Genomic DNA, 23309 nt, shown 5'->3' with positions numbered 1-23309 from the left:
CGCCATCGGGGACACAGGGGACGGCCCGTGACAATCCCGCGGCCCGGACCGCACCGACACGGGTGAAAAGGGACCGAATCATGTTCAACCCTCGCGGACCATGGCAACCCTCATGCGGTCGGTGCGGTCTCTCCCGGGACCGAGCAGTACCGAGACATGGGGGAAGACATGACCGTACGCGCACGGACCGCCCTGCTCGCGGCCACCGCCCTGGCCCTGTCGGCGGCCGTCGCGGGACCCGCCGTGGCCGCGCCCGCCACCACCGGCGGCCACGACGCGACCCAACGGGCTCTCCAGGCCGCCGTCGAGGACGGAGTGCCCGGCGTCACGGCGACCGCCCGCGACGGCCACGGCACCTGGTCGGGGACCGCCGGAGTGGGCGATCTGCGCACCGGCGAGCCGCGCTCCGAACGGGACCGCTACCGGGTCGGCAGCATCACCAAGACCTTCGTCGCCACCGTGCTGCTCCAACTGGAGGCCGAGGGCCGGCTCTCGCTCGACGACACGGTGGAGCAGTGGCTGCCGGGCCTGGTCGCGGGCCACGGCCACGACGGCGGCCGGATCACCCTGCGCCAACTCCTCAACCACACCAGCGGCGTCCACGACTACACGTCCGACGAGGGATTCGCCCGCGCCTACTTCACCAAGGACGGCTTCTTCGAGCACCGCTACGACACGGTGACACCGCGCGAGCTGGTCGCCGTCGCCATGGCCCACGAACCGGACTTCGCCCCCGGCACCTCCTGGAACTACTCCAACACCAACTACGTCCTGGCCGGCCTGGTGATCGAGGAGGCCACCGGCCGCCCGTACGGCGAGGAGGTGCGCCGCCGGATCATCGAGCCGCTCGGGCTGCGCGCCACCTCCTTCCCGGGCACCCGCACCGGTCTGCCCCGGCCCAGCAGCCGGGCCTACTCCAAGCTGGCGCCGACGGCGACCGGCCCGACGTACGACGTCACCCGGCTCAACCCGTCCCTCGCCGGGGCGTCGGGCGAGGCGGTCTCCAGCTCGGCCGATCTGAACCGCTTCTACACCGCCCTGTTCCGCGGCAGGCTGCTGCCCGCGAAGCAGCTGGCCGAGATGACGGCCACGGTCCCCGCACGGGACGGCGCCGACTACGGCCTGGGTCTGATCAAGCGGCGACTCGACTGCGGGGTGACGGTCTGGGGGCACGCCGGCGGCATCCACGGCTCCTCCTCGGAGGCGGTCACGACCCGGGACGGCCGGCACGCGCTCGCCTTCAACTTCAACGGCGACTGGTCCGGCGACAGCGAGGCGGTGATCGAGGCGGAGTTCTGCGCCGGGTGACCCGGGCCCCGTCCGGCACTCCCTAGCGGGGCAGCACCACGACGTACGCCGCGGGCTCCCGGTCCCCGGCCGCCATCAGGGCCGTACGCACGACGGCCGCCTGGTGCTCCGGGCAGTCCCGCAGCTTGCGCGGGGTGAGGTGCACGACCGTGATCCCGAGCCGCTCCAGGTGCTCGCGCTTGCGGGCGTGCTCCGCCCAGGCGGCGTCGTCCTCCCGCTGCCGGTGCGCCCGGGTGTCCAGCTCCAGCGCCACCGCGTGCTCGGGCCAGAAGGCGTCCACAGCGCCCAGGTGGGGGCCGCCCGGCAGGCGCAGGTCGACGTTCCAGACCGGCTCGGGCAGGGCGTGCTCGCGCACCATCCGGTACAGCCGCTGCTCGGCCAGCGCCCGCCCCTCGGCGACCAGCGAGTCCACGGCGTCCACCACGTGCGGGCGGCTCAGCAGCCGGGCCCGGTTCAGCTCCCGCACCACCGCGGCCGGTTCGCAGTGCCCGCCGCGCACCGCCTCCGTCAGCAGCCGGCGGACCGTGGCCGGGTCGGTCAGCTCCGCCACCGCGTCCGCCAGGGCCCGCGCCACCGGCGCCACCGGGACCCCGGTCAGCTCCACGGCGGTCGGCAGCGCGGCCGTGCGGACGACGCGCGCACAGCCGGTCGTGCGCAGCCGGCGCAGCCGCGGGACCAGGACGTCGATGAGGTCCAGCGACGACAGCGGGGGAGTGGCGGAGAAGCCGTGCAGCGTCAGCGCGGCCAGACCGGTGATCATCGCCTCCGCGTAGGCCGGCACCGGCGGCTGCTCCCCGCCCGGCTGGACCGGCACGGAGGCGGTCGCGCCGGATGCCGGGCCGGCGGTGGTGCGGTCCCGCGCCGCGTAGAGCAGCACCGCGTGCAGGCGCTCGTCGCTGGTCGGCGGGCCCGGATGCAGCAGCACGACGTTCGGCAGGAGCTGCTGCCAGGGGCCGCCGGGCCGGCACTGCTCGTTGGTCTGCGCGGCGGAGACACCGTGCGCCCGCAACTGGGCGGCCGTCATCAACCGCCTCCGGCCGACGGCCAGTTCGTGGAGCGGGCGGGGGCGGGGCGAGAGCGGGGTGTTGTGCGTCATGACCGGCAATTTCCCGCGCCCGATCCGCCCCTTAACCCCTGTTACACACCCATCGCCGAACCGGGACAAGCTCGGACTAAAGGACACGTGTTCGGATGCCGAAAACCCCTGGTCCGCCACAGGGCGGCCCAGGGGTTACGGCTGCTCTTGCCTGGATTCCGTAACGACGACGGAACGCTCAATCATTGGCCATGACTCATCGACGCGGGGCAGGACAACCCCCTAAGGGGCGCGGGGCTGTATCCATGTGCGGCTCCGCCGCGTGGGCGCGATCAACCACAACGCACCCGCACCCGACGAACAACCGAGCCCGATAACTCACCGACCGCCGGAGGCCCCGTCACAAGCCTGCGCACGCAAAGCCCGCGCCAGATCGTCCCGAGCCTCCAGCACCAGCCGCCGCAGCGCCGGCGCCGCCCCCTCGTGCGCCGCCAGCCACGCGTCGGTCGCGTCCAGCGTGTCCTGGGAGTCCCGCAGCGACGGGAACAGGCCCCGGACCACGTCCATCCCGATCTGGATGGACCGCTCGGCCCACACCCGCTCGATCGCCGCGAAGTACTTCTCGGTGTACGGCGCGAGCAGCTCCCGCTGCGAGGGCTGCGCGAAACCGGCGATGGTCGCCTCCACCAGGGCGTTGGACAGCTTGTCCGACTCGACGACCTGCGCCCACGCCTGCGCCTTCACCCCCTCCGACGGCCGTGAGGCCAGGCAGCGCACCTGGTGCCGCTTGCCGGAGGCCGTGTCGTCGCGGGCCAGTTCGGCGGCCAGGACGTCCTCGCCGGCCGCGCCGTGGGCCGCGAGCGGGGCGAGGAAGACCCAGCGCAGCTCCTGGTCCACGTCCAGGCCGTCGATCTTCTCGGTGCCCTCCAGCAGCCCCCGGAGCAGCGCCAGGTCCGCCTCCTCGGACGCCACCGACGCGAAGAACCGCGCCCACGCCAGCTGCTGCTCACTGCCCGGCGCCGCCTCCCGCAGCTCGCGCAGCGCACCCTCGGCGAGCAGCCGCCCGCCGGTCTCCCGCCACTCGGGCGCGGCGTAGTGCACCAGCGCCGAGCCGGTCCAGGCGTGCAGCATCTGAAGGACGCCGATGTCGGACTCGCGCCCCGCGAACCGCAGCACCAGCGCCGCGAAGTCCCGGGCCGGCAGCAGCGCGTCCCGCGTCATGTTCCACAGCGCCGACCAGCACAGAGCACGGGCCAGCGGGTCGGTCAGGGCGCCCAGGTGCTCGCGCAGCGTCGCCAGCGAGGTGGCGTCGAAGCGCGTCTTGCAGTACGTGAGGTCGTCGTCGTTGACCAGGACCAGCTCCGGCGCCTCGGCACCGGCCAGCTCCGCGACCACCGTGCGCGGCCCCTCGACGTCCACCTCGGCGCGCGCGTACCGCTCCAGCGCACCCTCGGCCGTACGCCGGTACAGGCCCACCGCCACCCGGTGCGGGCGCAGTTCGGGATGCGACTCCGCCGCCTCCTGCACCACGGCCAGCTCGTCGACGGTGCCCGCCGGGCTCAGCAGCACCTGCGGGGTCAGCGAGTTGACGCCCGCCGTCTGGAGCCAGGAGCGCGACCAGGCGGCCATGTCCCGCCCGCTGGTCTCTTCGAGGACCGACAGCAGGTCACCCAGCCGGGTGTTGCCGTACGCGTGCCGCTTGAAGTAGCGCCGCGCGCCCTCCAGGAACGCGTCCTGACCGACGTACGCCACCAGCTGCTTCAGCGCCGAGGCGCCCTTGGCGTAGGTGATGCCGTCGAAGTTGAGCTTGGCGTCCTCCAGGTCGCGGATGTCGGCCGTGATCGGGTGCGTGGAGGGGAGCTGGTCGGCGCGGTAGGCCCACGCCTTGCGGCGGTTGGCGAAGGTGATCCAGGCGTCCTTGAAGCGGGTCGCGCCGACGTTCGCGAACGCGCCCATGAAGTCGGCGAAGGACTCCTTGAGCCACAGGTCGTCCCACCACTCCATGGTGACCAGGTCGCCGAACCACATGTGCGCCATCTCGTGCAGGATCGTGTTGGCGCGGCCCTCGTACGACGCCCGCGTCACCTTCCCGCGGAAGATGTACTCCTCCCGGAAGGTCACCATCCCCGGGTTCTCCATCGCGCCCAGGTTGTACTCCGGCACGAACGCCTGGTCGTACTTCCCGAACGGGTACGGGTAGTCGAAGTGGTCGTGGAAGAAGTCCAGGCCCTGCTTGGTGACGAGGAAGACGTCGTCGGCGTCGAAGTGCGGGGCGAGCCCCTTGCGGCACAGCGCGCCGAGCGGGATCTCCAGCCGGGTGCCGTCCTCGAAGGTCCGCTCGTAGGAGTCCGTCACGTAGTGGTACGGCCCCGCGACCACGCAGGTGATGTACGTCGAGATCGGCTTCGTCTCCGCGAACCGCCACACGCCGTCGGCGCGCTCGCCCGCGCCGTTGGACCACACCGTCCACTCCTCGGGCGCGCGCACCTCGAAGCGGAAGGGCGCCTTGAGGTCCGGCTGCTCGAAGGTGGCGAAGACCCGGCGGGAGTCGGCCGGCTCGTACTGGGTGTACAGGTACACCTCGCCGTCCTCGGGGTCGACGAAGCGGTGCAGTCCCTCGCCGGTGCGGGAGTAGGCGCACTGGGCGTCGACCACCAGCTCGTTGTCGGCGGCCAGGTCCTCCAGGGCGATCCGGGAGCCGTCGAAGACCTCGCTGGGGTCGAGGTCGCGGCCGTTGAGGGAGACGGCGGTGACGCTCGGTGCGATCAGGTCGGCGAAGCTGCTCGCGCCGGGCTCGTTGCAGCGGAAGCGGATCGTGGTGACGGACCGGAACGTGCGCGGCCCCTCGTCCCGCGCGTCACCGACGGCCGAGCGCACGTCGAGGGACACCTCGTACCCGTCGACGGACAGCAGGGCGGCCCGCTCCCGGGCCTCGTCGCGGGACAGATTCTCACCGGGCACGGGCGGCACTCCTCGGATGGTGTTCGGTATACGACTGGTGTTCCGTGGTGTTCAGTATGCGGACAGCACCGATCCTGCCATGCGGCCCTGACGCACGGCAGCGGGGAATGGGCGGGCCGACCGGCCGGTTGCCCCGAGAAAGATCTGCTCGCGCGCCTCATGAGGAGAGACATGTCCGAGAAGACGCCTGTCGACTTCTGGTTCGACCCGCTGTGCCCCTGGGCCTGGATGACCTCCCGCTGGGTCCTGGAGGTGGAGAAGGTCAGGGACATCGAGGTCCGCTGGCACCTGATGAGCCTGGCCGTGCTCAACGAGGACAAGCTCGACGAGCTGCCCGCGGAGTACCGCGAGATGCTGGAGGTCAAGGCCTGGGGCCCGGTCCGCGTCGTCATCGCGGCCCAGGAGGAGCACGGCACCGAGGTGCTCGGCGACCTCTACACGGCGCTCGGCACCCGCATCCACAACCAGGACGAGGGCCCGGGCCGGGACACGGTCGCCGCCGCCCTGAAGGACGTCGGCCTGCCCGAGTCCCTCATGGACCACTGGGACGACACCCCCTACGAGCCCCAGCTGCGCGCCTCCCACAAGGAGGGCATCGACAAGGTCGGCCAGGAGGTCGGCACCCCGGTCATCGCCGTGCCCGGCGCCGACGGCGAGCAGCTCGCCTTCTTCGGCCCGGTCGTCACCCCCGCCCCCAAGGGCGAGGACGCCGCCAAGCTCTGGGACGGCACCCTCGCCGTGGCGTCCGTGCCGGGCTTCTACGAGATCAAGCGGACCCGCACCAAGGGCCCGGACTTCAGCAACCTGTAGGCCCCCGCGCACAGGAAGCCCCCGCGAGTCACGTCCTCGCGGGGGCTTCCCTCATTCCGCCCGCCCGGTGAAGGTTGAGAAGACGATCACGAGGCGGGACGACCGGGGGCCGGCTTTCAGGGAGCCAGCAGCAGCGTGTCGGTGCGGGACTTGGCGGCCTCGTAGCGCCGGGCCACGTCCTGCCAGTTGACGACGGCCCACATGGCGTCGATGAAGTCGACCTTCTGGTTCCTGTACTGGAGGTAGAAGGCGTGCTCCCAGGCGTCGAAGACCAGGATCGGGGTGGAGCCCTGGCCGACGTTGCCCTGGTGGTCGTAGACCTGCTCGACGATCAGCCGGCCGCTCAGCGGCTCGTAGGCCAGCACGCCCCAGCCCGAGCCCTGGGTGGTCGCGGCGGCCTTGGTGAGCTGCGCCTTGAAGCCGGCGAAGGAGCCGAAGGACTCGGCGATCGCGTCGGCCAGTTCGCCCACGCCGTCCTTGTCCAGGGGCTCGCCGCCGCCGTCACCGGTCATGTTGTGCCAGTAGATCGAGTGCAGGATGTGGCCGGAGAGGTGGAAGGCCAGGTTCTTCTCCAGGCCGTTGACCGCGCCCCACGTCTCCTTGTCCCGCGCCTCGGCGAGCTGCTCCAGCGTGTCGTTGGCGCCCTTCACATAGGCCGCGTGGTGCTTGTCGTGGTGCAGCTCGATGATCTCGGGGCTGATCACGGGAGCCAGCGCGGAGTAGTCGTACGGCAGTTCAGGAAGCGTGTAGACGGACATGGCGGATCCCCTCCGACCTCTTATTGCAAAAGGCTTGCAAGTGCACGCTAGCAGCAAGAGTGTCCGGAGGGGTGGAGGGGCGTGCCGGTGCGCACGAAAGGGCCCCCGCACGCGTCCGTGCGGGGGCCCTCGGGAGGAAGCGGGCGCCGGGGCTAGCCGCGGGCGGCCGCCCGCCGCTGCCGGGCGTAGCCGACGGCGGCCAGGGCCAGCGTCATCCCGCCCGTCGAGTACAGCTGCACCCGGGTGTCCGGCTCACGGGCCATCAGCACGAACACCGCGGCCATGCCCGCCAGCGCCACCCAGGTCAGCCACGGGAAGCCCCACATGCGCACGACCAGCTTCTCGGGCGCCTCCCGCTCCAGGCGGCGGCGCAGCCGCAGCTGGGAGGCGGCGATGAAGATCCAGACGACCAGGATGACGGCGCCGATCATGTTCAGCAGCCAGGAGAAGACGTCGTCCGGCCGCCAGTAGCTGAGCAGGACGCAGCCGAAGCCGAAGAGGGAGGAGACCAGCACCGCGATCCGCGGCACCCCGCCCGACACCCGGCCCAGCGCCTGCGGGCCCTGGCCGCGCTCGACCAGCGAGTAGCCGATGCGGGAGGCGCCGTAGATGTTGGCGTTCATCGCGCTGAGCAGCGCCACCAGGACCACGACGTTCATGAGCTGACCGGCGCCCGGGATGCCCAGCTCGTCGAGGGCGGCGACGTACGGGCCCTTCTCGACCACCTCGGGGGAGTCCCACGGCACCAGGGTCACGATGACCGCCATCGAGCCGATGTAGAACAGCGCGATGCGCCACATCGCCGTCCGCACGGCGCTCGCCACGCCCTTGACCGGGTTCTCCGACTCGGCCGCCGCGATGGTGACCGTCTCCAGGCCGCCGTAGGCGAACACCGAGGCGAGCAGGCCGATGATCAGGCCGTCGCCGCCGTTGGGCAGGAAGTCGCCCAGGTGGGAGGTGCCGGGGGAGTCGGTGCCCGGCAGGACGCCGCAGATCGCCAGCACGCCCAGCACCAGGAACAGCGAGATCGCGCCGACCTTGAGGGCGGCGAACCAGAACTCGAACTCGCCGAAGTTCTTCACGGCGGCCAGGTTCGTCCCGCAGAACACCACCATGAACAGCGCCACCCACGCCCACTCGGGCGTGCCCGGCAGCCAACCGTGCACGATCTGCGCGGCGCCGATGCCCTCCAGCCCGACGGCCGTGCACAGCAGCACCCAGAACGCCCAGCCCGCCGTGAAGCCGGCCCAGGGGCCGATCGCCCGCTCGGCGTGCGCGGAGAAGGAACCGGAGGACGGATACGCGGCGGACATCTCGCCCAGCATCCGCATCACCAGCATCACCAGGAGACCGGAGAGGGTGTAGGCGACCACGATCGAGGGCCCGGCGGCGGCGATACCGGCGCCCGAGCCGACGAACAGCCCGGCGCCGATCACCCCGCCGAGGGCGATCATCGACAGATGGCGCTGCTTGAGGCCGTGGGAGAGCGAGGAGTCCACCGGCTGCGGGGACGCCTCGGTGGTGGTGCTGTGGGACATGGAGCGGCTCGTCCGATGCGTGGGGGACTGGGACAGGGCAAAAGCGCCCACAGTTTCCGGTCTCGCGCCGCCCGGCGACAGCGGATGCCCACGATACGGACGAACCGGATACGGAACGTGATCATCCGAATGCGGTGTTCCGCTGACGGGTGATGCCCGCCTCACCCCCTCGGTGACCGGCGTCACCCGCGTCCATGTGTAGCCCGCCTCCTTTGTCGGGAGCCCACCAAGGCGACGAACGTGCCTTTGTCGAGCGCTGCTGGTGATCGGTCCCGGCCGCTGGGATAGCGTCGCGGTGTCCCGACATGTCCACACCACCGCGGAGTCCCCATGAGCACCGCTGCCGTTTCCGCCCGCCGCTCCGGGCAGGTCCTCGCCGACCTCATCCCCTCCTCCCGAGTCCGGGACGTCGCGCTCGTGGCGGGCGGCGCCGTGCTCACCGGCGTCGCGGCCCAGATCGCGGTGCCCGTGCCGGGCTCCCCGGTGCCGGTGACCGGCCAGACCTTCGCGGCCCTGCTCGTCGGCACCACGCTCGGCGCCCGCCGCGGCCTGCTCTCCCTCGCGCTGTACGCCCTGGTCGGCATGGCGGGCATGCCGTGGTTCGCGGAGGGCGGCTCCGGCACCGCCGCGCCCTCCCTCGGCTACGTCTTCGGCATGCTGCTCGCCGCCACGGTCGTGGGCGCCCTGGCCCGCCGCGGCGCCGACCGCTCGGTGCTGCGCACGGCCGGCACGATGCTGCTCGGCGAGGCGATCATCTACGCCGTCGGCGTGCCCTACCTGGCCCTCGCCGCCGACATGTCCTTCACCGCCGCGATCGCGGCCGGCCTCACCCCGTTCCTGCTCGGCGACGCGCTCAAGGCCGCGCTGGCGATGGGCGTCCTGCCCACCGCGTGGAAGCTGGTCGACAAGCGCTAGCGGCCGACGGGCCCACGGAAAGAGGCTCGCGGGGAGTGCTTGCAAGCACTCCCCGCGAGCCTCTTTCACGTGTTCAGGCACCCGCGCCGCAGATCAGTCCTTCTTGCCCGCCCCGAGCCGCTGCTTGACGAAGGCGACGACGAGGACCAGCGCGGCGACGAGCAGCGACAGCAGCACGGTGGTGCGCCCGTCGTGCTCGGTGTCGGTCAGCATGTAGCCCAGCACGAAGACGATCAGGGCGGCGGCGGCCCAGGTCAGATACGGGAACAGCCACATCCGCACCACCAGCTTCTCCGGCGCCTCGGCCTGGATGATCCGGCGCAGCCGCAGCTGGGAGAAGCAGATCACCAGCCACACGAAGAGGGCCACGGCACCGGAGGAGTTGACCAGGAAGAGGAAGACGGAGTCCGGGAACTCGTAGTTGAAGAAGACGGCGACGAAGCCGAACACCACGGAGACCAGGATCGCCGTCCGCGGCACCCCACGCCGGGTGGTCCGGGCGAAGGCCCGCGGCGCGTCACCGCGCTCACCGAGCGAGAAGGCCATGCGGGAAGCGGTGTAGAGCCCGGAGTTCAGGCAGGACAGCACGGACGTCAGCACGATGAAGTTCATGATCTGACCGGCGTTGGCGATGCCGAGCGAGTCCAGCGCGGCGACGTACGAGCCCTTGTCGACGATCGACTGCGCGTCCCAGGGCAGCAGCGCGACCACGACGAAGATGGAGCCCAGGTAGAAGACGGCGATGCGCCAGATGATGCTGTTGGTCGCCTTGGTGACCGCCCGCTGCGGGTCCTCGGACTCACCGGCGGCGAGGGTGGGGATCTCACTGCCCATGAAGGAGAAGACGACGAGCAGCACACCGGTGAGGATGGCCCCGGGCCCGTTCGGCAGGAATCCGCCGTGTTCCGTCAGGTTGCCGAGCCCCGCCTGCTCGCTGTCCACGCCGGGCAGCACGCCGAAGACGGCCAGCCCGCCGACGACGATGAACGCGGCGATGGCGACGACCTTGATCCCGGCGAACCAGAACTCGAACTCGCCGTAGGAGCCGACGGAGGCGAGGTTGGTGGCGGTCAGCACGACCATCACGATCAGCGCCCACCCCCACTGCGGCACGGCGGGGATCCACCCCTCCAGGATCTTGGCCCCGGCCGTCGCCTCCACGGCGAGCACCACGACCCAGAAGAACCAGTACAGCCAGCCGATGGAGAACCCGGCCCAGGGCCCGAGCGCCCGGTCGGCGTGCGCGGAGAAGGAACCCGAGGTCGGATTGGCGGCCGACATCTCCCCCAGCATCCGCATCACCAGCACCACGAGCGTGCCGACGAGGGCGTATGAGAGAAGGATGCCGGGTCCCGCGGTGGCGATTCCGGTACTGGAACCCACGAACAGTCCGGCCCCGATGACGCCGCCGATGGCGATCATCGAGAGATGGCGGTTCTTGAGCCCGGCCTGAAGCCCGGACCCGGGTCGCGAGGGGCCCGCGGGCTCCTCCTCGGGTGTGGTCAAGGTCGGCTGCGAAGTCATGGGGAGGGTTTTCCTTTGCGCCGGTCGTGCACTTTCCCGTACGAGCGGTGTACGAGCCGGACCAGTGAAACGGAGGTGAACGGATTCGGGAACCTTTGAATCCGGATCGTTACTTGAGCTTTTCCTGAGCTTCCATTGCTTCACGTGCTCTTCTCAGGGCTGCCACCCCGGGAGTCCGCGTCTCGCCCCGCGTGTCACACTCGACGCATGCGCGTGTATCTCGGCTCGGACCATGCGGGCTTCGAACTCAAGAACCACCTCGTCGAATGGCTCGAGGCGGCGGGCCACGAGCCCGTCGACTGCGGCCCGCACCTCTATGACGCCCAGGACGACTACCCGCCCTTCTGCCTGCGCGCCGCCGAGCGCACGGCCGCGGACCCCGACGCCCTCGGCATCGTGATCGGCGGCTCCGGCAACGGCGAGCAGATCGCGGCGAACAAGGTGAAGGGCGTGCGCGCGGCGCTGGCCTGGAGCGAGGAGACGGCGTCGCTGGGCCGCCAGCACAACAACGCCAACGTCGTCGCGGTCGGCGCCCGCATGCACACGCAGGACGAGGCGACGAAGTTCGTCGAGACCTTCCTCGCCACCCCGTTCTCCGGCGACGAACGCCACATCCGCCGCATCGACATGCTCACGTCCTACGAGACCACAGGCGACCTCCCCCCCATCCCGCCCCACCACCCCCAGCAGTAACACCCCCAACCGGCCCCGCCCCCGTCAGCCCGGGGGCGGCGCCGACCCGGGCACGCGAGCCTGTCGGATGGGGATGACCCCCCAGGCCGGCCGAACGCAGGGGAACGTCCCGGGAGAGGTGCAGGGGGCGGAGTCCCCGCCGGGGTGCGGGGAAACGGTCCTGGCGGGGTGCGGGAAACTGGCCCGGATAGGTGCAGGAACGGCCCTGGCGGGACGCAGGAAGACGGGCCTGGTGGGGTGCAGGGGAACGGCCCTGGCGGGGTGCGGGGCACCGAGCCCGCAGGGGTACAGGGGAACGGCCCTGGCGGGGTGCAGGGAAACCGGCCCGGAGGGGTGCAGGGGACGGAGTCCCCGCCGGGGTGCGGGGCGGAGCCCCGCGGCTGGTCGAGCCTCTCGACCCACCGAGTCGGGCGGGCGGGTGGGCAAACGCAGGCCAAGACCCCGCAGAGCACCCCGTGGGCAAAGGCAACCCAAGACCCCGCGGAGCACCCCGTGGGCAAAAGGTACCGAAAGGACACTCCCGTGCCAGAGGGGCACACCATCCACCGGCTGGCCCAGGACTACACTGCCGCTTTCGCCCGGACGGCAGTCCACGTCACCAGCCCCCAGGGCAAGTTCGCCGACTCCGCGGCCCTCCTCGACGGCACCGTCCTGACCACCGCCGACGCCCACGGCAAACACCTCTTCCTGGGCTTCGGCACAGCCGGGGACGCGGACGAGAACCCCACCTGGGTCCACATCCACCTCGGCCTCTTCGGCAAGGTCACCTTCGGCCCCACCCCCGCGCCCCCGCCCACGGACACCGTCCGCCTCCGCCTCGCGAACCACACCGCGTACGTCGACCTCCGCGGCCCCACCACCTGCGCCCTGATCACACCCCCGGAGAAGCAGGCGATACACGACCGCCTCGGCCCCGACCCGCTGCGCCCGGACGCCGACCCCGCGGCCGCCCACCGCCGGATCTCCCGCAGCCGCACCACCATCGCCGCCCTGCTCATGGACCAGAAGGTCATCGCCGGCGTCGGCAACGTCTACCGTGCCGAGGTCCTCTTCCGCCACGGCATCGACCCGTACCGCCCCGGCAAGGACATCACCCCCGCCGAGTGGGACGCGATCTGGCAGGACCTCACCGCCCTCATGCGCGAGGGCGTGCGCAACAACCGCATCGACACCGTCCGCCCCGAGCACACCCCCGAGGCCATGGGCCGCCCGCCCCGCGTCGACGACCACGGCGGCGAGGTCTACGTCTACCGGCGGGCGAACCAGCCCTGCCACCTCTGCGGCAGCCCGGTCCGCACCGCCGACCTCGCCGCCCGCAACCTCTTCTGGTGCCCGGCCTGCCAGCGGCGTTAGCGCCCCGCGCCCGTGCTCAGAACCCGTGCGGCAGCCACGGCGCCACGTCCGAGCCGAAGCCCACCGACGCCGCCGCCAGCGCCCCGGGCCGCGCCTCGCGCACCCGCCCGGCCGCCCCCAGCGAACCGAGGCTCACGCCCCCGAGGTACGCCGCCCCCAACTCCCGTACCGACAAAGCGAGATCGGCCGCGTCCGACGTACGCTCGCACGACGCCCCCTTCGCATCGCCGCTCAGCCGCCAACGCCCCGCGTTCCAGGGGCAGAAGGCGTCCTCGACCTCGAACACCACGTCCACCGGCGCTTGGTAGGTCCGCGCCGCGAGCGCCGCCCCCACGTCCACCAGCCGTACGTACAACGCGTCCCGCAGCTCCGGCCGGCACCGCCGGATGTCCGACACCTGGTGCCGCCACGCCTCGTCGACCGGCCGCCCCCGCACCGCCAGCGTGGAGGTCAGGTCGATGTCGTACAGGAAGCGCCAGAGCGCCGCCTCGGTCGCCGGATCGAGGCCGGCCAGGTCGTCGAGGGCCACCGTGCCCTTGGGACCCTCGGGCCCCCAGGCCGGCCGTACCCGGAACCGCGCGTACCCGGTGACCTCGCCGTCCCGCCGGGCGACCACGCACTGCAAGGGCGAGGCGCCGTCCCGCCCGCTCTCCGGGTCGAGCAGCGCCAGCCGCTCCCAGCCGGGCCGCCGCTCCAGCATCCCGGGCCGCCCCGGCACCAGCCGCGCGTACACCGCCTCGCACGCGTCGAGCACGTCCGCGGGCGCCTCGTACCGCAGCCGTACGTCATCCGTACCGGCCGGCACCGACAGCCGGACCCGGCTCGTGTCGATCTCCGCGCTGAGCCCGAAGGTCGCGGCGCCGTACCCGAACCGGCCGTAGATCGCCGGCTCGGAGGCCGTCAGCACGGCCAGCGGCTCGCCCCAGGCCCGTACGTCGTCCAACTGCCGCCGCATCATCGACGTCAGTACGCCCCGGCGCCGGTGCGTGGCGGCGACGCTCACCATCGTCACGCCCGCGGCGGGCACCAGCGCGCCGCCCGGCACGGTCATCCGGAAGGCGAACGCCCCCGCCGTCCCGACGCACGCGCCGCCCTCCGCGTCGTCCTCCCAGACCCCGATCGACCGGTCGACCTGCGTCAGCTCCCGGTACAGCTCCAACTCCTCGGCGGGCTCCGGAACCCCGCTGAAGGCACGGATCAGCGTCCCGTACCACTCGTCCCACTCGTCGCGCCGCAGCACTCGCGGCTCCGTCTTCACACCGCCGTCTTTACCCGTGGAGCTTTCCATGCAGCATGCGTATCAGGGCCGCGCGGGACGGGCGAGGGAATTTCCGCCGGGGTGCGGCGCGGGAGCCGTTCGTGAAGTTCACTGTGAAGTCCGGCCCCGGACGGGGGACAAGTAGGACCTCCCGTGCCAAGCGGCCGGTTCGATGGATAGGGTCCCGAACTAATGGCAGCAGGACGACAGCGGCGCGCGGAGGCCGAGACGTTCACGGCCCGGTGGAAGAAGCAGTGGCACCGGGCCCGCGTCGGCGTGCGCCGAGCCGCCGTCGACTACTTCCGCGGCGACGGCTCGGACTGGATCGCGCTCGCCGGACTGCTGCTGACCATCCCCGTCATCGCGGCCACCACGATGGCCAACTCGGTGTGGTGCTCGCCCTCCGCGCTGGTCATCCCGATCGTCGCGGGCGGCCTGCTGCTGCGCCCGGCGAGCCTGCTCGGCCTGTACGCCGCGGCGGCCACCGCGCTGATCGTGGAATCCGTGCAGCTCGGTCCGTACACCGAGGGCCCCTCCCGGGTCACGCCCGGTGTGGTCCTGGTGGTCGCGGCCTGCGGTTTCTTCGGACTCCTCGTCGCCCAGTTCCGCAGCCGGGTCGGCGTGCCCTGGCGGCGCGGCGGCACCATGCTCTTCGACCTGCGCGAACGCATCCGCGTCCAGAGCAAGCTGCCCAAACTGCCGAAGGGCTGGCACCGCGAGATGGCGCTGCGCCCGGCGGGCGGGCAGTCCTTCTCCGGCGACTTCGTCGTCGCGGCCCGCACGAACGGCGGCCGGACGCTGGAGGTCGTCCTCACCGACGTCTCCGGCAAGGGCATGGACGCGGCCTCGCGCGCCCTGCTGCTGTCGGGCGCCTTCGGCGGACTGCTGGGCAGCCTGCCCCCGCACGCCTTCCTGCCGGCCGCCAACGGCTACCTGCTCCGCCAGGACTGGGACGAGGGCTTCGCCACCTCCATCCACCTCGTCCTGGACCTCGACTCCGGCGACTACGAGCTGTACTCGGCCGGGCATCCGCCGGGCCTCCAGCTCAGCGCGGGCACCGGCCGCTGGGAGGAGAAGTCGGCCGAGGGTCCGCTGCTCGGGGTGTACGACGGTGCGCAGTTCGACCAGGTGAAGGGCTCGCTGCGGCCCGGGGACGTGCTGATGCTGTTCACGGACGGCCTGGTGGAGACCTCCGAACGGGACATCGCCGAGGGCATCGACCGCCTCACCGGCGAGGCCGACCGCTATGTCGCGGGCGGCTTCCACGGCGCGGCCTGGCACCTGATCGAGGCGGTGGCCAAGGACGTCAACGACGACCGGGCGCTGCTGCTGATCTGCCGGGAGGGCCCGACCGCCCAGTCCGCCCCGGCCACCGCCACGGACTGAGGCCCTGCGGCCCGCCCCGGCATACTGGGCCCATGCCGCCCTCGTCCCACGACTCCGCACCGCCCGCCCCGCCGCTCTCCCCGGCCGAGGTCGAGGCCACCGCCCGCGCCGCCCACGCCGGACAGACCGACAAGGCGGGCCGGCCGTACGCGGAACACCTGCGGGCCGTCGCGGAGGGCGTACGGGCGCGCGGCGGCGACGACGAGCAGATCGCGGCCGCCTGGCTGCACGACGCCGTCGAGGACGACGCGCTGAGCGAACGCTGGCTGGAGGGCGCGCCGCTGAGCCGCCGTACCAAGGACATCGTCCTGGCCCTCACCAAGCGGCCGGGGGAGCCGCCCGAGGCGTACGCCGCGCGGATCCTGGCCACCCCCGGCGCGCGGCTGGTCAAGGAGGCGGACCTGGCGCACAACGCGGACCCCGCGCGGCTGGCCGTCCTCGACGAGGCCACCCGCACACGACTGGCCGAGAAGTACCGGCACATGCGCGCACTTCTCGGCCAGGAGTGACCCACCGGTCCTAGACGGAGACCTTCTCGCCGCTGGGGGTCGGCGCGGCGGACGCGGTCGCCGTGTCGCGCGCCTCGGACCGCTCCCGCTTCTCGCGGCCCCGGGCGGCGTCCCCGGGGTCCCGCTTGAAGGCCCAGTCCATCCTCGGCTCCACCACGTACCGCAGCACCCGCTGGACGGGCTTGGTGCACAGCAGGGTGACGGCACCGGCGCCGAGGACGGTGAGCCCGATCTCGCCGAGCGGCCGGTCCAGGAAGGGGTGGTGGAACCAGCCCGTGTAGGTGCCCTCCTTCACCAGGAAGCCGTGCAGCAGGTAGCCGTAGATCGTGCCGGCGCCGAGCGCCGTGAACCACATGCGCCGGCCGGGCACCCACGCGAAGAAGCACGCGGTCAGCACCACGGAGCAGCCGAAGAGCGCCAGCGTCAGGACGGGCCCGGACCACCAGGGGGCGCCCGTCTCCTGCATGGCGGCGTTGCGGTAGAACCAGCCGGTCTCCATGCGCGGCACCGACCACCAGGCGATCACCACCGCCGCCGCGACCACCGGCACGGACAGGACCCGCACCGAGCGGCGCCGCACCCACTGGAAGTGCTCGGGCCGCAGGACCAGACCCAGCACGAAGCACGGCAGGAACTGCAACACCCGCTGCATGTTCAGGTCGTTGCCCACGCTGGGCGTCACGGAGGCCAGCGCGGCGATGCCGAGGGCGATCGGGAGCGGCCAACGGACCGTCCGCCAGATGGGGGTGGTCAGCCGCCAGACGAACAGCGCGCACAGGAACCACAGGAGGTAGGTGGGGTCCAGCAGGCTGAAGTCGCTCTGCGGGTCCTCGCTGACCCGGCGGTGCAGCGTGTAGGCGACCTCGAAGACGAGGTAGGGGACGGCGACACCGGTGATCAGCCGTTTGACGCGCTTGGGGCTCAGGTCGAAACTGCGCGAGAAGTAGCCGGAGATGACGATGAACGCCGGCATGTGGAACGTGTACAGGACCCGGTAGAGGGTCTCCACGGTCCGGTTCCCGTCCAGGATCTGTCCCCAGGCGTGGCCCACACCGACCAGCACGATCGCCAGGTACTTGGCGTTGTCGAAGAACGCGTCGCGCTGCCGGCTCGGCGGGGAGGGCGGGGACGGCGACTTCCGGTCGCCCTGAGGTCGCAGCGAGCTAGTCATGCGACCCCCCGCCGAGAACTCGGCGAGTGGTCACAGGACCTCGCTGCTCTGGTGGGGGACGAGGCAGCGTAGAACATCTGAGGCACCCTAGCGTTCTCCGTGGGAATCAGTAAAACCCTCGACGTTATTCCTGCATTTCGGGTCCTGAGCACGGTGTGAGTACCGTTCGGCTACCCCGGTATTTCGGGAACTCGGCCTCTCCGGCCGCGTGACGGCCCCCACATCCCCGACCCGTCCCCGCGCGCCCAAGTTCCTCCTGGAGCACCCCACTTGTCGTGACACATCATGACTAAACCGCGCATAAGACCGGCGGGCGACTCCGCTGGAATGTCCGCTTCAATGCGCTTACAGGCCTCATGGGTGATCCTGTGATCTCCCTGTGATGACCGTGTCGGGGTACCCGCCGATGCGCCGCCGATGTCCTCGCCGACGTGTCCGCCGCGGCTATTCGAAATATCTGCGAACGCGTTGTGTGGACATGGAAACGAAGCGGCCCGAATTCCCCGCACGGGTACCCCTTCGAAATTCTGTACGGGGTGCGGTGCCGGGTTGCGCCCGCGTGCGCGGGGGAGCGTGTCGCCGGAGGAACCGGCCGGACGATGTGTCACCCGCCGCATGACGGGGCCCGGTTGGTGGCACGATGGTTCTGGCGGGGGTGTGCGGTGCCGCACCTCCGGGCGGCAGTGCGGACCGACCGAGGGTGTGATCAGTTGTGGCCATTTCACTGTCAGTGGTGCTGCTCTTGGGGATCATCCTGGTGGTGCTGCTGCGCGGAGGCTCGATCAAGGGGGGGCCGGCGATCGTCGCGGTCCTCTTCGGCTTCTTCCTGGCCTCGACCGGCGTGGCCGACGACATCCAACGCTTCCTGGACTCCATAGCGGAGACGATCAACGACATCCAGTTCTAGCCCGCCGCTCGCAGGCCCCCGTGCGACCCGGGCAGCCCCCGGACCGCACAAAGGCCTCCGGCCCGATCCCCTGGGGGACCGGGCCGGAGGCCTCTCGGAGCGGGCGACGGGAATCGAACCCGCGTAGCCAGTTTGGAAGACTGGGGCTCTACCATTGAGCTACGCCCGCACAGCACGCACCGCGGGTCGGTGACCGCGGCACTGCACGCATCGTAGCGGGTCGTCCCCCCTCGCCGCACACCCCTTCCGGTCCGCGCCGGACCTTCACGGACCCCCGGGAAACTCTGCCGCGCCCGGTGCCTGGCGGCATGTACCCTACGTGTCGCACCAGACGGGGTGTGGCGCAGCTTGGTAGCGCGTCCGCTTTGGGAGCGGAAGGCCGTGGGTTCAAATCCCGCCACCCCGACCACCGGCCGATCCGTCGAGTGATCGCCTTTTGGGCCGTGTAGTCGCTGCCGTTACTATGCAAGCTGCACGCCCGTGTGTCATCAGCGTCTGAAGTCTCCGGGCGGCGAAATTTGCCGGACACTCTGGTTCCGGCAGAACCCAAGAAGTCAGCCACCAAGGAGACCGAACCGTGAAGAGCGCCGTGGAGACCCTGAACCCGACCCGGGTTCGGCTCACTGTCGAGGTGCCCTTCGAGGAGCTCAAGGACAGCCTCGACGCGGCGTACAAGAAGATCAACCAGCAGGTCACGGTGAAGGGCTTCCGCAAGGGCAAGATCCCGGCCCGGGTCATCGACCAGCGGTTCGGCCGCGGTGCGGTGCTGGAGGAGGCGGTCAACGACGCGCTTCCGAAGTTCTACACCGACGCGGTCAACGAGGCCGAGCTGAACCCGCTCGGCCAGCCCGAGGTCGACATCACGGAGCTGAAGGACGGCGAGACGCTGAACTTCACCGCCGAGGTCGACATCCGCCCCGCCATCGAGATCCCGGACTACTCCGGCATCGAGGTCGAGGTCGACGCCGTCGAGGTCAGCGACGAGGACGTCGAGAAGTCGGTGGAGCAGCTGCGCGAGCGCTTCGCCTCCACCTCCCCGGTCGAGCGCGCCGCCGCCGACGGCGACGTGATCACCCTTGACCTGAAGGCCAAGGTCGACGGCGAGGTCCTGGAGGACGGTGTCGCCGACGGCGTGTCCTACACCGTCGGCTCCGGCGAGCTGCTGGACGGCATCGACGACGCCGTGAAGGGCCTGGAGGCCGGTGGCGAGGCCACCTTCACCTCCGAGCTCAAGGGCGGCTCGGCGGCCGGCAAGGAGGCCGAGGTCACCGTCAAGGTCACCCAGGTCGCCGCGCGCGAGCTGCCCGAGCTGGACGACGACTTCGCGCAGCTCGCCTCGGAGTTCGACACGCTGGAGGAGCTCAAGGCCGACAGCCGCAAGCGCCTGGCCAACATGAAGCAGTACGACCAGGCCACGCAGGCCCAGGAGCGCGTCCTGGACAAGCTGCTGGAACTGGTGGAGGTCCCGGTCCCCGAGAAGCTCCTCGAGGACGAGATCAACACCCGCAAGCACAACCTGGAGCACCACCAGCTCGGCCAGATGGGCCTCGACCTGGAGAAGTACCTGGAGCTCCAGGGCAAGACCGCCGAGGAGTTCGAGACCGAGACCCGTGAGGCCGCGGTCAAGGGCATCAAGACCCAGTTCGTCCTCGACGAGCTGGTCAAGCAGGAGAAGCTCAACGTCAGCCAGGAAGAGCTGACCGAGCACCTCATGCGCCGCGCCGCCTCCTCCGGCATGTCCCCCGACCAGTTCGCCCAGGCCGTCGTCGAGCAGGGCCAGGTCCCGCTCCTCGTCGGCGAGGTCGCCCGCGGCAAGGCCCTGGCCGCCGTGGTCGAGAAGGCGACGGTCAAGGACACCAACGGCGAGATCGTCGACCTGGACGACGAAGAGGACGAGGAGACGGAGGCCACCGAGGCCGCCGCCGAGTCCGCCGACGCCGAGAAGGCCGACGACAAGGCCGAGGAGAAGACCGAGGGCTGACCCCCTCGCGTCTCCCCAGACGGACGCAGAACGGGCCCCGGACATCATGCCGGGGCCCGTTCCCCATACGGCGGGACAGCTCCACCCAGGGGCGCGGGGAACTGCGCGAGCAACGACGACGCGCCCGCACCCGGCGACCCATTGGCACTGCCACGGCGCTACGCCCCCGGCGAACACCGCAGGAACCGGGATGGCGCCGCAGGCCCACCGCGTTAGGGTCCATGAATACGAGGGCAGGGGAGTCCCCGAAAGCGGCTCCAGCCCCGCAGGGAAACGTGAGACGGCCCGGCGCCGTCGTAAGACGAGCAGGTGGATACGTGACGAATCTGATGCCCTCAGCCGCCGGCGAGCCCTCTATCGGTGGCGGCCTCGGCGACCAGGTCTACAACCGACTGCTCGGCGAGCGGATCATCTTCCTCGGCCAGCCGGTCGACGACGACATCGCCAACAAGATCACCGCACAGCTGCTGCTCCTTGCCGCCGACCCGGACAAGGACATCTTCCTGTACATCAACAGCCCGGGCGGTTCGATCACGGCCGGTATGGCGATCTACGACACCATGCAGTTCATCAAGAACGACGTGGTGACGATCGCGATGGGGCTCGCGGCCTCGATGGGACAGTTCCTGCTCAGCGCGGGCACCCCGGGCAAGCGCTTCGCCCTGCCGAACGCCGAGATCCTCATCCACCAGCCCTCCGCCGGCCTCGCCGGTTCCGCGTCGGACATCAAGATCCACGCCGAGCGGCTGCTGCACACCAAGAAGCGCATGGCCGAGCTCACGGCCCAGCACACCGGCCAGACGATCGAGCAGATCACCCGCGACTCGGACCGCGACCGCTGGTTCGACGCCTTCGAGGCCAAGGAGTACGGCCTCATCGACGACGTGATCCCCACGGCCGCCGGCATGCCGGGCGGCGGCGGCACGGGCGCCTGAGCCATCCTCCGCCCCGAGCCGACCGCCTCAGCCCCTTTACAGGAGACACTGTGAACGACTTCCCCGGCAGCGGCCTGTACGACCGCTCGCGTGCCGAGTACACCGGCCCGACCGCCGAGTCCCGCTACGTCATCCCGCGCTTCGTCGAGCGCACCTCGCAGGGCGTGCGCGAGTACGACCCGTACGCGAAGCTCTTCGAGGAGCGGGTGATCTTCCTCGGCGTCCAGATCGACGACGCCTCGGCCAACGACGTCATGGCGCAGCTGCTGTGCCTGGAGTCGATGGACCCCGACCGGGACATCTCGGTCTACATCAACAGCCCCGGCGGCTCCTTCACCGCGCTCACGGCCATCTACGACACGATGCAGTACGTGAAGCCGGACGTCCAGACGGTCTGCATGGGCCAGGCCGCCTCCGCCGCCGCCGTCCTGCTGGCCGCCGGCACGCCGGGCAAGCGCATGGCGCTGCCGAACGCCCGCGTCCTGATCCACCAGCCGTACAGCGAGACCGGCCGCGGTCAGGTCTCCGACCTGGAGATCGCCGCCAACGAGATCCTGCGGATGCGCTCGCAGCTGGAGGAGATGCTGGCCAAGCACTCCACCACGCCGGTCGAGAAGATCCGCGAGGACATCGAGCGCGACAAGATCCTCACGGCCGAGGACGCGCTGAGCTACGGCCTGATCGACCAGATCATCACCACCCGGAAGATGGACAACTCCTCTCTCCGCTAGGCGGGAGGCTGTATCGTCTGCCGCTCCTTGGCACGGTTTGACGCGATTCACGTCAAAGGGAACCGTGCCAAGGGGGGCCCGGACGAGGGGCCCGGCAAGGTACCGTCGGACATAAGGCAGCACCAGGAGTCCGCCCGCCGTCGACGCGACGTCGACGTCCGGGAGTCTCCCAGGCGAAGGGGAAGCACACCGTGGCACGCATCGGTGACGGCGGCGATCTGCTCAAGTGCTCGTTCTGCGGAAAGAGCCAGAAGCAGGTCAAGAAGCTCATCGCAGGGCCCGGTGTGTACATCTGCGACGAGTGCATCGACCTCTGCAACGAGATCATCGAGGAGGAGCTGGCCGAGACCAGCGAGGTGCGCTGGGAGGAGCTCCCGAAGCCCCGCGAGATCTACGAGTTCCTCGAGAGCTACGTGGTCGGCCAGGAAGCGGCCAAGAAGGCCCTCTCCGTCGCGGTGTACAACCACTACAAGCGGGTCCAGGCCGGCGAGAACGGCGGCGCCCAAGGGCGCGAGGACGCCATCGAGTTGGCGAAGTCCAACATCCTCCTGCTGGGCCCCACGGGCTCCGGCAAGACCCTCCTCGCCCAGACCCTCGCCCGCATGCTGAACGTGCCCTTCGCGATCGCCGACGCCACGGCGCTCACCGAGGCCGGGTACGTCGGCGAGGACGTCGAGAACATCCTGCTCAAGCTGATCCAGGCCGCGGACTACGACGTCAAGAAGGCCGAGACCGGGATCATCTACATCGACGAGATCGACAAGGTCGCGAGGAAGAGTGAGAACCCCTCCATCACGCGCGACGTGTCGGGCGAGGGCGTCCAGCAGGCCCTGCTGAAGATCCTGGAGGGCACCACGGCCTCCGTCCCGCCGCAGGGCGGACGCAAGCACCCACACCAGGAGTTCATCCAGATCGACACGACGAACGTGCTGTTCATCGTGGGCGGTGCCTTCGCGGGCCTGGAGAAGATCATCGAGGGCCGGGCCGGCGCCAAGGGCATCGGCTTCGGCGCGCAGATCCGCTCCAAGCGGGAGATCGAGTCCAAGGACCAGTTCGAGCAGGTCATGCCGGAGGACCTGGTCAAGTTCGGCATGATCCCCGAGTTCATCGGCCGGCTCCCGGTCATCACCTCGGTGCACAACCTCGACCGCGAGGCGCTCCTCCAGATCCTGGTCGAGCCGCGCAACGCCCTCGTCAAGCAGTACGAGCGCCTCTTCGAACTCGACGGCGTCGAGCTGGACTTCGAGCGCGAGGCCCTGGAAGCCATCGCCGACCAGGCCATCCTCCGCCAGACCGGCGCGCGCGGCCTGCGGGCCATCATGGAGGAAGTCCTCCAGGGCGTGATGTACGAGGTCCCGTCCCGCAAGGACGTGGCCCGGGTCGTCATCACCGCCGACGTGGTCCTCTCCAACGTCAACCCCACGCTGATCCCCCGGGATTCGCGGGGGCGGGGCCCGGGCGAGCAGAAGACGGCGTAGCCGCACGGTACGGACACACGTGGAAGGGGCCCGGTCGAGAGACCGGGCCCCTTCCAC

At 70.8% G+C, this 23309-nt stretch carries 19 protein-coding genes and 2 tRNA genes; 13 read left to right on the top strand and 8 right to left on the bottom strand.

From position 1 onward, the window contains the following. The first annotated feature begins 168 nt into the window (after positions 1-168). Positions 169-1308 carry a serine hydrolase domain-containing protein gene (locus ACIRGB_RS17875; RefSeq protein WP_403865333.1) on the top strand — a complete coding sequence of 380 codons (1140 nt, stop codon included), beginning with the start codon at positions 169-171 and terminating at the stop codon, positions 1306-1308. Between the two features lie 22 nt (positions 1309-1330). Here ACIRGB_RS17875 and ACIRGB_RS17870 read toward each other — a convergent pair whose 3' ends face one another. After that, a complete protein-coding gene (locus tag ACIRGB_RS17870; RefSeq protein WP_403865330.1) occupies positions 1331-2404 on the bottom strand; it encodes a hypothetical protein in 1074 nt (357 codons plus the stop codon). 318 nt (positions 2405-2722) lie between these two features. Continuing rightward, positions 2723-5305, bottom strand: a complete 2583-nt coding sequence (gene pepN / locus ACIRGB_RS17865) for an aminopeptidase N (RefSeq protein WP_403865327.1) — start codon at positions 5303-5305, stop codon at positions 2723-2725. A 171-nt stretch (positions 5306-5476) separates the two neighbouring features. On the opposite strand from pepN, the gene ACIRGB_RS17860 reads away from it, so the two are divergent. Then, positions 5477-6115 (top strand): DsbA family protein, encoded by a 639-nt coding sequence (locus ACIRGB_RS17860; protein ID WP_403865324.1) that lies wholly within the window; start codon positions 5477-5479, stop codon positions 6113-6115. Positions 6116-6231: 116 nt separating this feature from the next. Here the strand turns inward: ACIRGB_RS17860 and ACIRGB_RS17855 are convergent, their stop codons facing one another. Together ACIRGB_RS17855 and ACIRGB_RS17850 are read right to left on the bottom strand one after the other, a co-directional pair. After that, positions 6232-6873 carry a superoxide dismutase gene (locus ACIRGB_RS17855; RefSeq protein WP_403865321.1) on the bottom strand — a complete coding sequence of 214 codons (642 nt, stop codon included), beginning with the start codon at positions 6871-6873 and terminating at the stop codon, positions 6232-6234. A 152-nt stretch (positions 6874-7025) separates the two neighbouring features. Continuing rightward, a complete protein-coding gene (locus tag ACIRGB_RS17850; protein WP_403865318.1) occupies positions 7026-8411 on the bottom strand; it encodes an amino acid permease in 1386 nt (461 codons plus the stop codon). 330 nt (positions 8412-8741) lie between these two features. Here ACIRGB_RS17850 and ACIRGB_RS17845 point away from each other — a divergent pair, with 330 nt between their 5' ends. Continuing rightward, complete coding sequence (locus ACIRGB_RS17845) at positions 8742-9326, top strand: biotin transporter BioY (protein ID WP_403865315.1); 585 nt, start codon at positions 8742-8744, stop codon at positions 9324-9326. 93 nt (positions 9327-9419) lie between these two features. On the opposite strand, the gene ACIRGB_RS17840 is transcribed toward ACIRGB_RS17845, so the two are convergent. After that, the gene (locus tag ACIRGB_RS17840; RefSeq protein ID WP_403865312.1) at positions 9420-10850 is read right to left on the bottom strand and encodes an amino acid permease; all 1431 of its coding nucleotides are present in this window, start codon (positions 10848-10850) and stop codon (positions 9420-9422) included. 207 nt (positions 10851-11057) lie between these two features. On the opposite strand from ACIRGB_RS17840, the gene ACIRGB_RS17835 reads away from it, so the two are divergent. Both ACIRGB_RS17835 and ACIRGB_RS17830 read left to right on the top strand, forming a co-directional pair. Next, positions 11058-11543, top strand: a complete 486-nt coding sequence (locus tag ACIRGB_RS17835) for a ribose-5-phosphate isomerase (protein ID WP_104633597.1) — start codon at positions 11058-11060, stop codon at positions 11541-11543. A 522-nt stretch (positions 11544-12065) separates the two neighbouring features. After that, the gene (locus ACIRGB_RS17830) at positions 12066-12896 is read left to right on the top strand and encodes an Fpg/Nei family DNA glycosylase (protein WP_403865308.1); all 831 of its coding nucleotides are present in this window, start codon (positions 12066-12068) and stop codon (positions 12894-12896) included. Positions 12897-12912: 16 nt separating this feature from the next. Here the strand turns inward: ACIRGB_RS17830 and ACIRGB_RS17825 are convergent, their stop codons facing one another. Beyond that, positions 12913-14184 (bottom strand): GNAT family N-acetyltransferase, encoded by a 1272-nt coding sequence (locus ACIRGB_RS17825; RefSeq protein WP_403865305.1) that lies wholly within the window; start codon positions 14182-14184, stop codon positions 12913-12915. 162 nt (positions 14185-14346) lie between these two features. Between ACIRGB_RS17825 and ACIRGB_RS17820 the strand changes: the two genes are divergently transcribed. Beyond that, positions 14347-15540 (top strand): PP2C family protein-serine/threonine phosphatase, encoded by a 1194-nt coding sequence (locus tag ACIRGB_RS17820; RefSeq protein ID WP_403865302.1) that lies wholly within the window; start codon positions 14347-14349, stop codon positions 15538-15540. A 32-nt stretch (positions 15541-15572) separates the two neighbouring features. Continuing rightward, a complete protein-coding gene (locus tag ACIRGB_RS17815; protein WP_403865299.1) occupies positions 15573-16049 on the top strand; it encodes an HD domain-containing protein in 477 nt (158 codons plus the stop codon). A 10-nt stretch (positions 16050-16059) separates the two neighbouring features. Here the strand turns inward: ACIRGB_RS17815 and ACIRGB_RS17810 are convergent, their stop codons facing one another. Continuing rightward, complete coding sequence (locus ACIRGB_RS17810; RefSeq protein ID WP_403865296.1) at positions 16060-17220, bottom strand: acyltransferase family protein; 1161 nt, start codon at positions 17218-17220, stop codon at positions 16060-16062. A 712-nt stretch (positions 17221-17932) separates the two neighbouring features. On the opposite strand from ACIRGB_RS17810, the gene ACIRGB_RS17805 reads away from it, so the two are divergent. After that, positions 17933-18127, top strand: a complete 195-nt coding sequence (locus ACIRGB_RS17805) for a hypothetical protein (protein WP_403865293.1) — start codon at positions 17933-17935, stop codon at positions 18125-18127. A 98-nt stretch (positions 18128-18225) separates the two neighbouring features. Here the strand turns inward: ACIRGB_RS17805 and ACIRGB_RS17800 are convergent. Next, positions 18226-18296, bottom strand: a tRNA-Gly gene (locus ACIRGB_RS17800). A gap of 163 nt (positions 18297-18459) precedes the next feature. Here ACIRGB_RS17800 and ACIRGB_RS17795 point away from each other — a divergent pair. The 5 genes from ACIRGB_RS17795 (at position 18460) to clpX (ending at position 23252) form a co-directional block, all read left to right on the top strand. Continuing rightward, a tRNA-Pro gene (locus ACIRGB_RS17795) sits at positions 18460-18536 on the top strand. A gap of 168 nt (positions 18537-18704) precedes the next feature. Then, complete coding sequence (tig, locus tag ACIRGB_RS17790) at positions 18705-20108, top strand: trigger factor (RefSeq protein ID WP_403865290.1); 1404 nt, start codon at positions 18705-18707, stop codon at positions 20106-20108. Between the two features lie 329 nt (positions 20109-20437). After that, entirely contained in the window at positions 20438-21043 is a 606-nt protein-coding gene (locus ACIRGB_RS17785; RefSeq protein WP_166661663.1) for an ATP-dependent Clp protease proteolytic subunit, read from the top strand. 50 nt (positions 21044-21093) lie between these two features. After that, positions 21094-21774 (top strand): ATP-dependent Clp protease proteolytic subunit, encoded by a 681-nt coding sequence (locus tag ACIRGB_RS17780; RefSeq protein WP_403865287.1) that lies wholly within the window; start codon positions 21094-21096, stop codon positions 21772-21774. Positions 21775-21965: 191 nt separating this feature from the next. After that, on the top strand, positions 21966-23252 hold the full coding sequence (gene clpX, locus ACIRGB_RS17775) for an ATP-dependent Clp protease ATP-binding subunit ClpX (RefSeq protein ID WP_003976182.1): 1287 nt from the start codon (positions 21966-21968) through the stop codon (positions 23250-23252). Positions 23253-23309 lie beyond the last annotated feature (57 nt).

This window comes from Streptomyces sp. NPDC102490 (assembly GCF_044765285.1).
Taxonomy (GTDB): domain Bacteria; phylum Actinomycetota; class Actinomycetes; order Streptomycetales; family Streptomycetaceae; genus Streptomyces.
The sequence above is the reverse complement of the archived record's forward strand: the minus strand, read 5'-3'. Positions and strand labels throughout refer to the sequence as shown.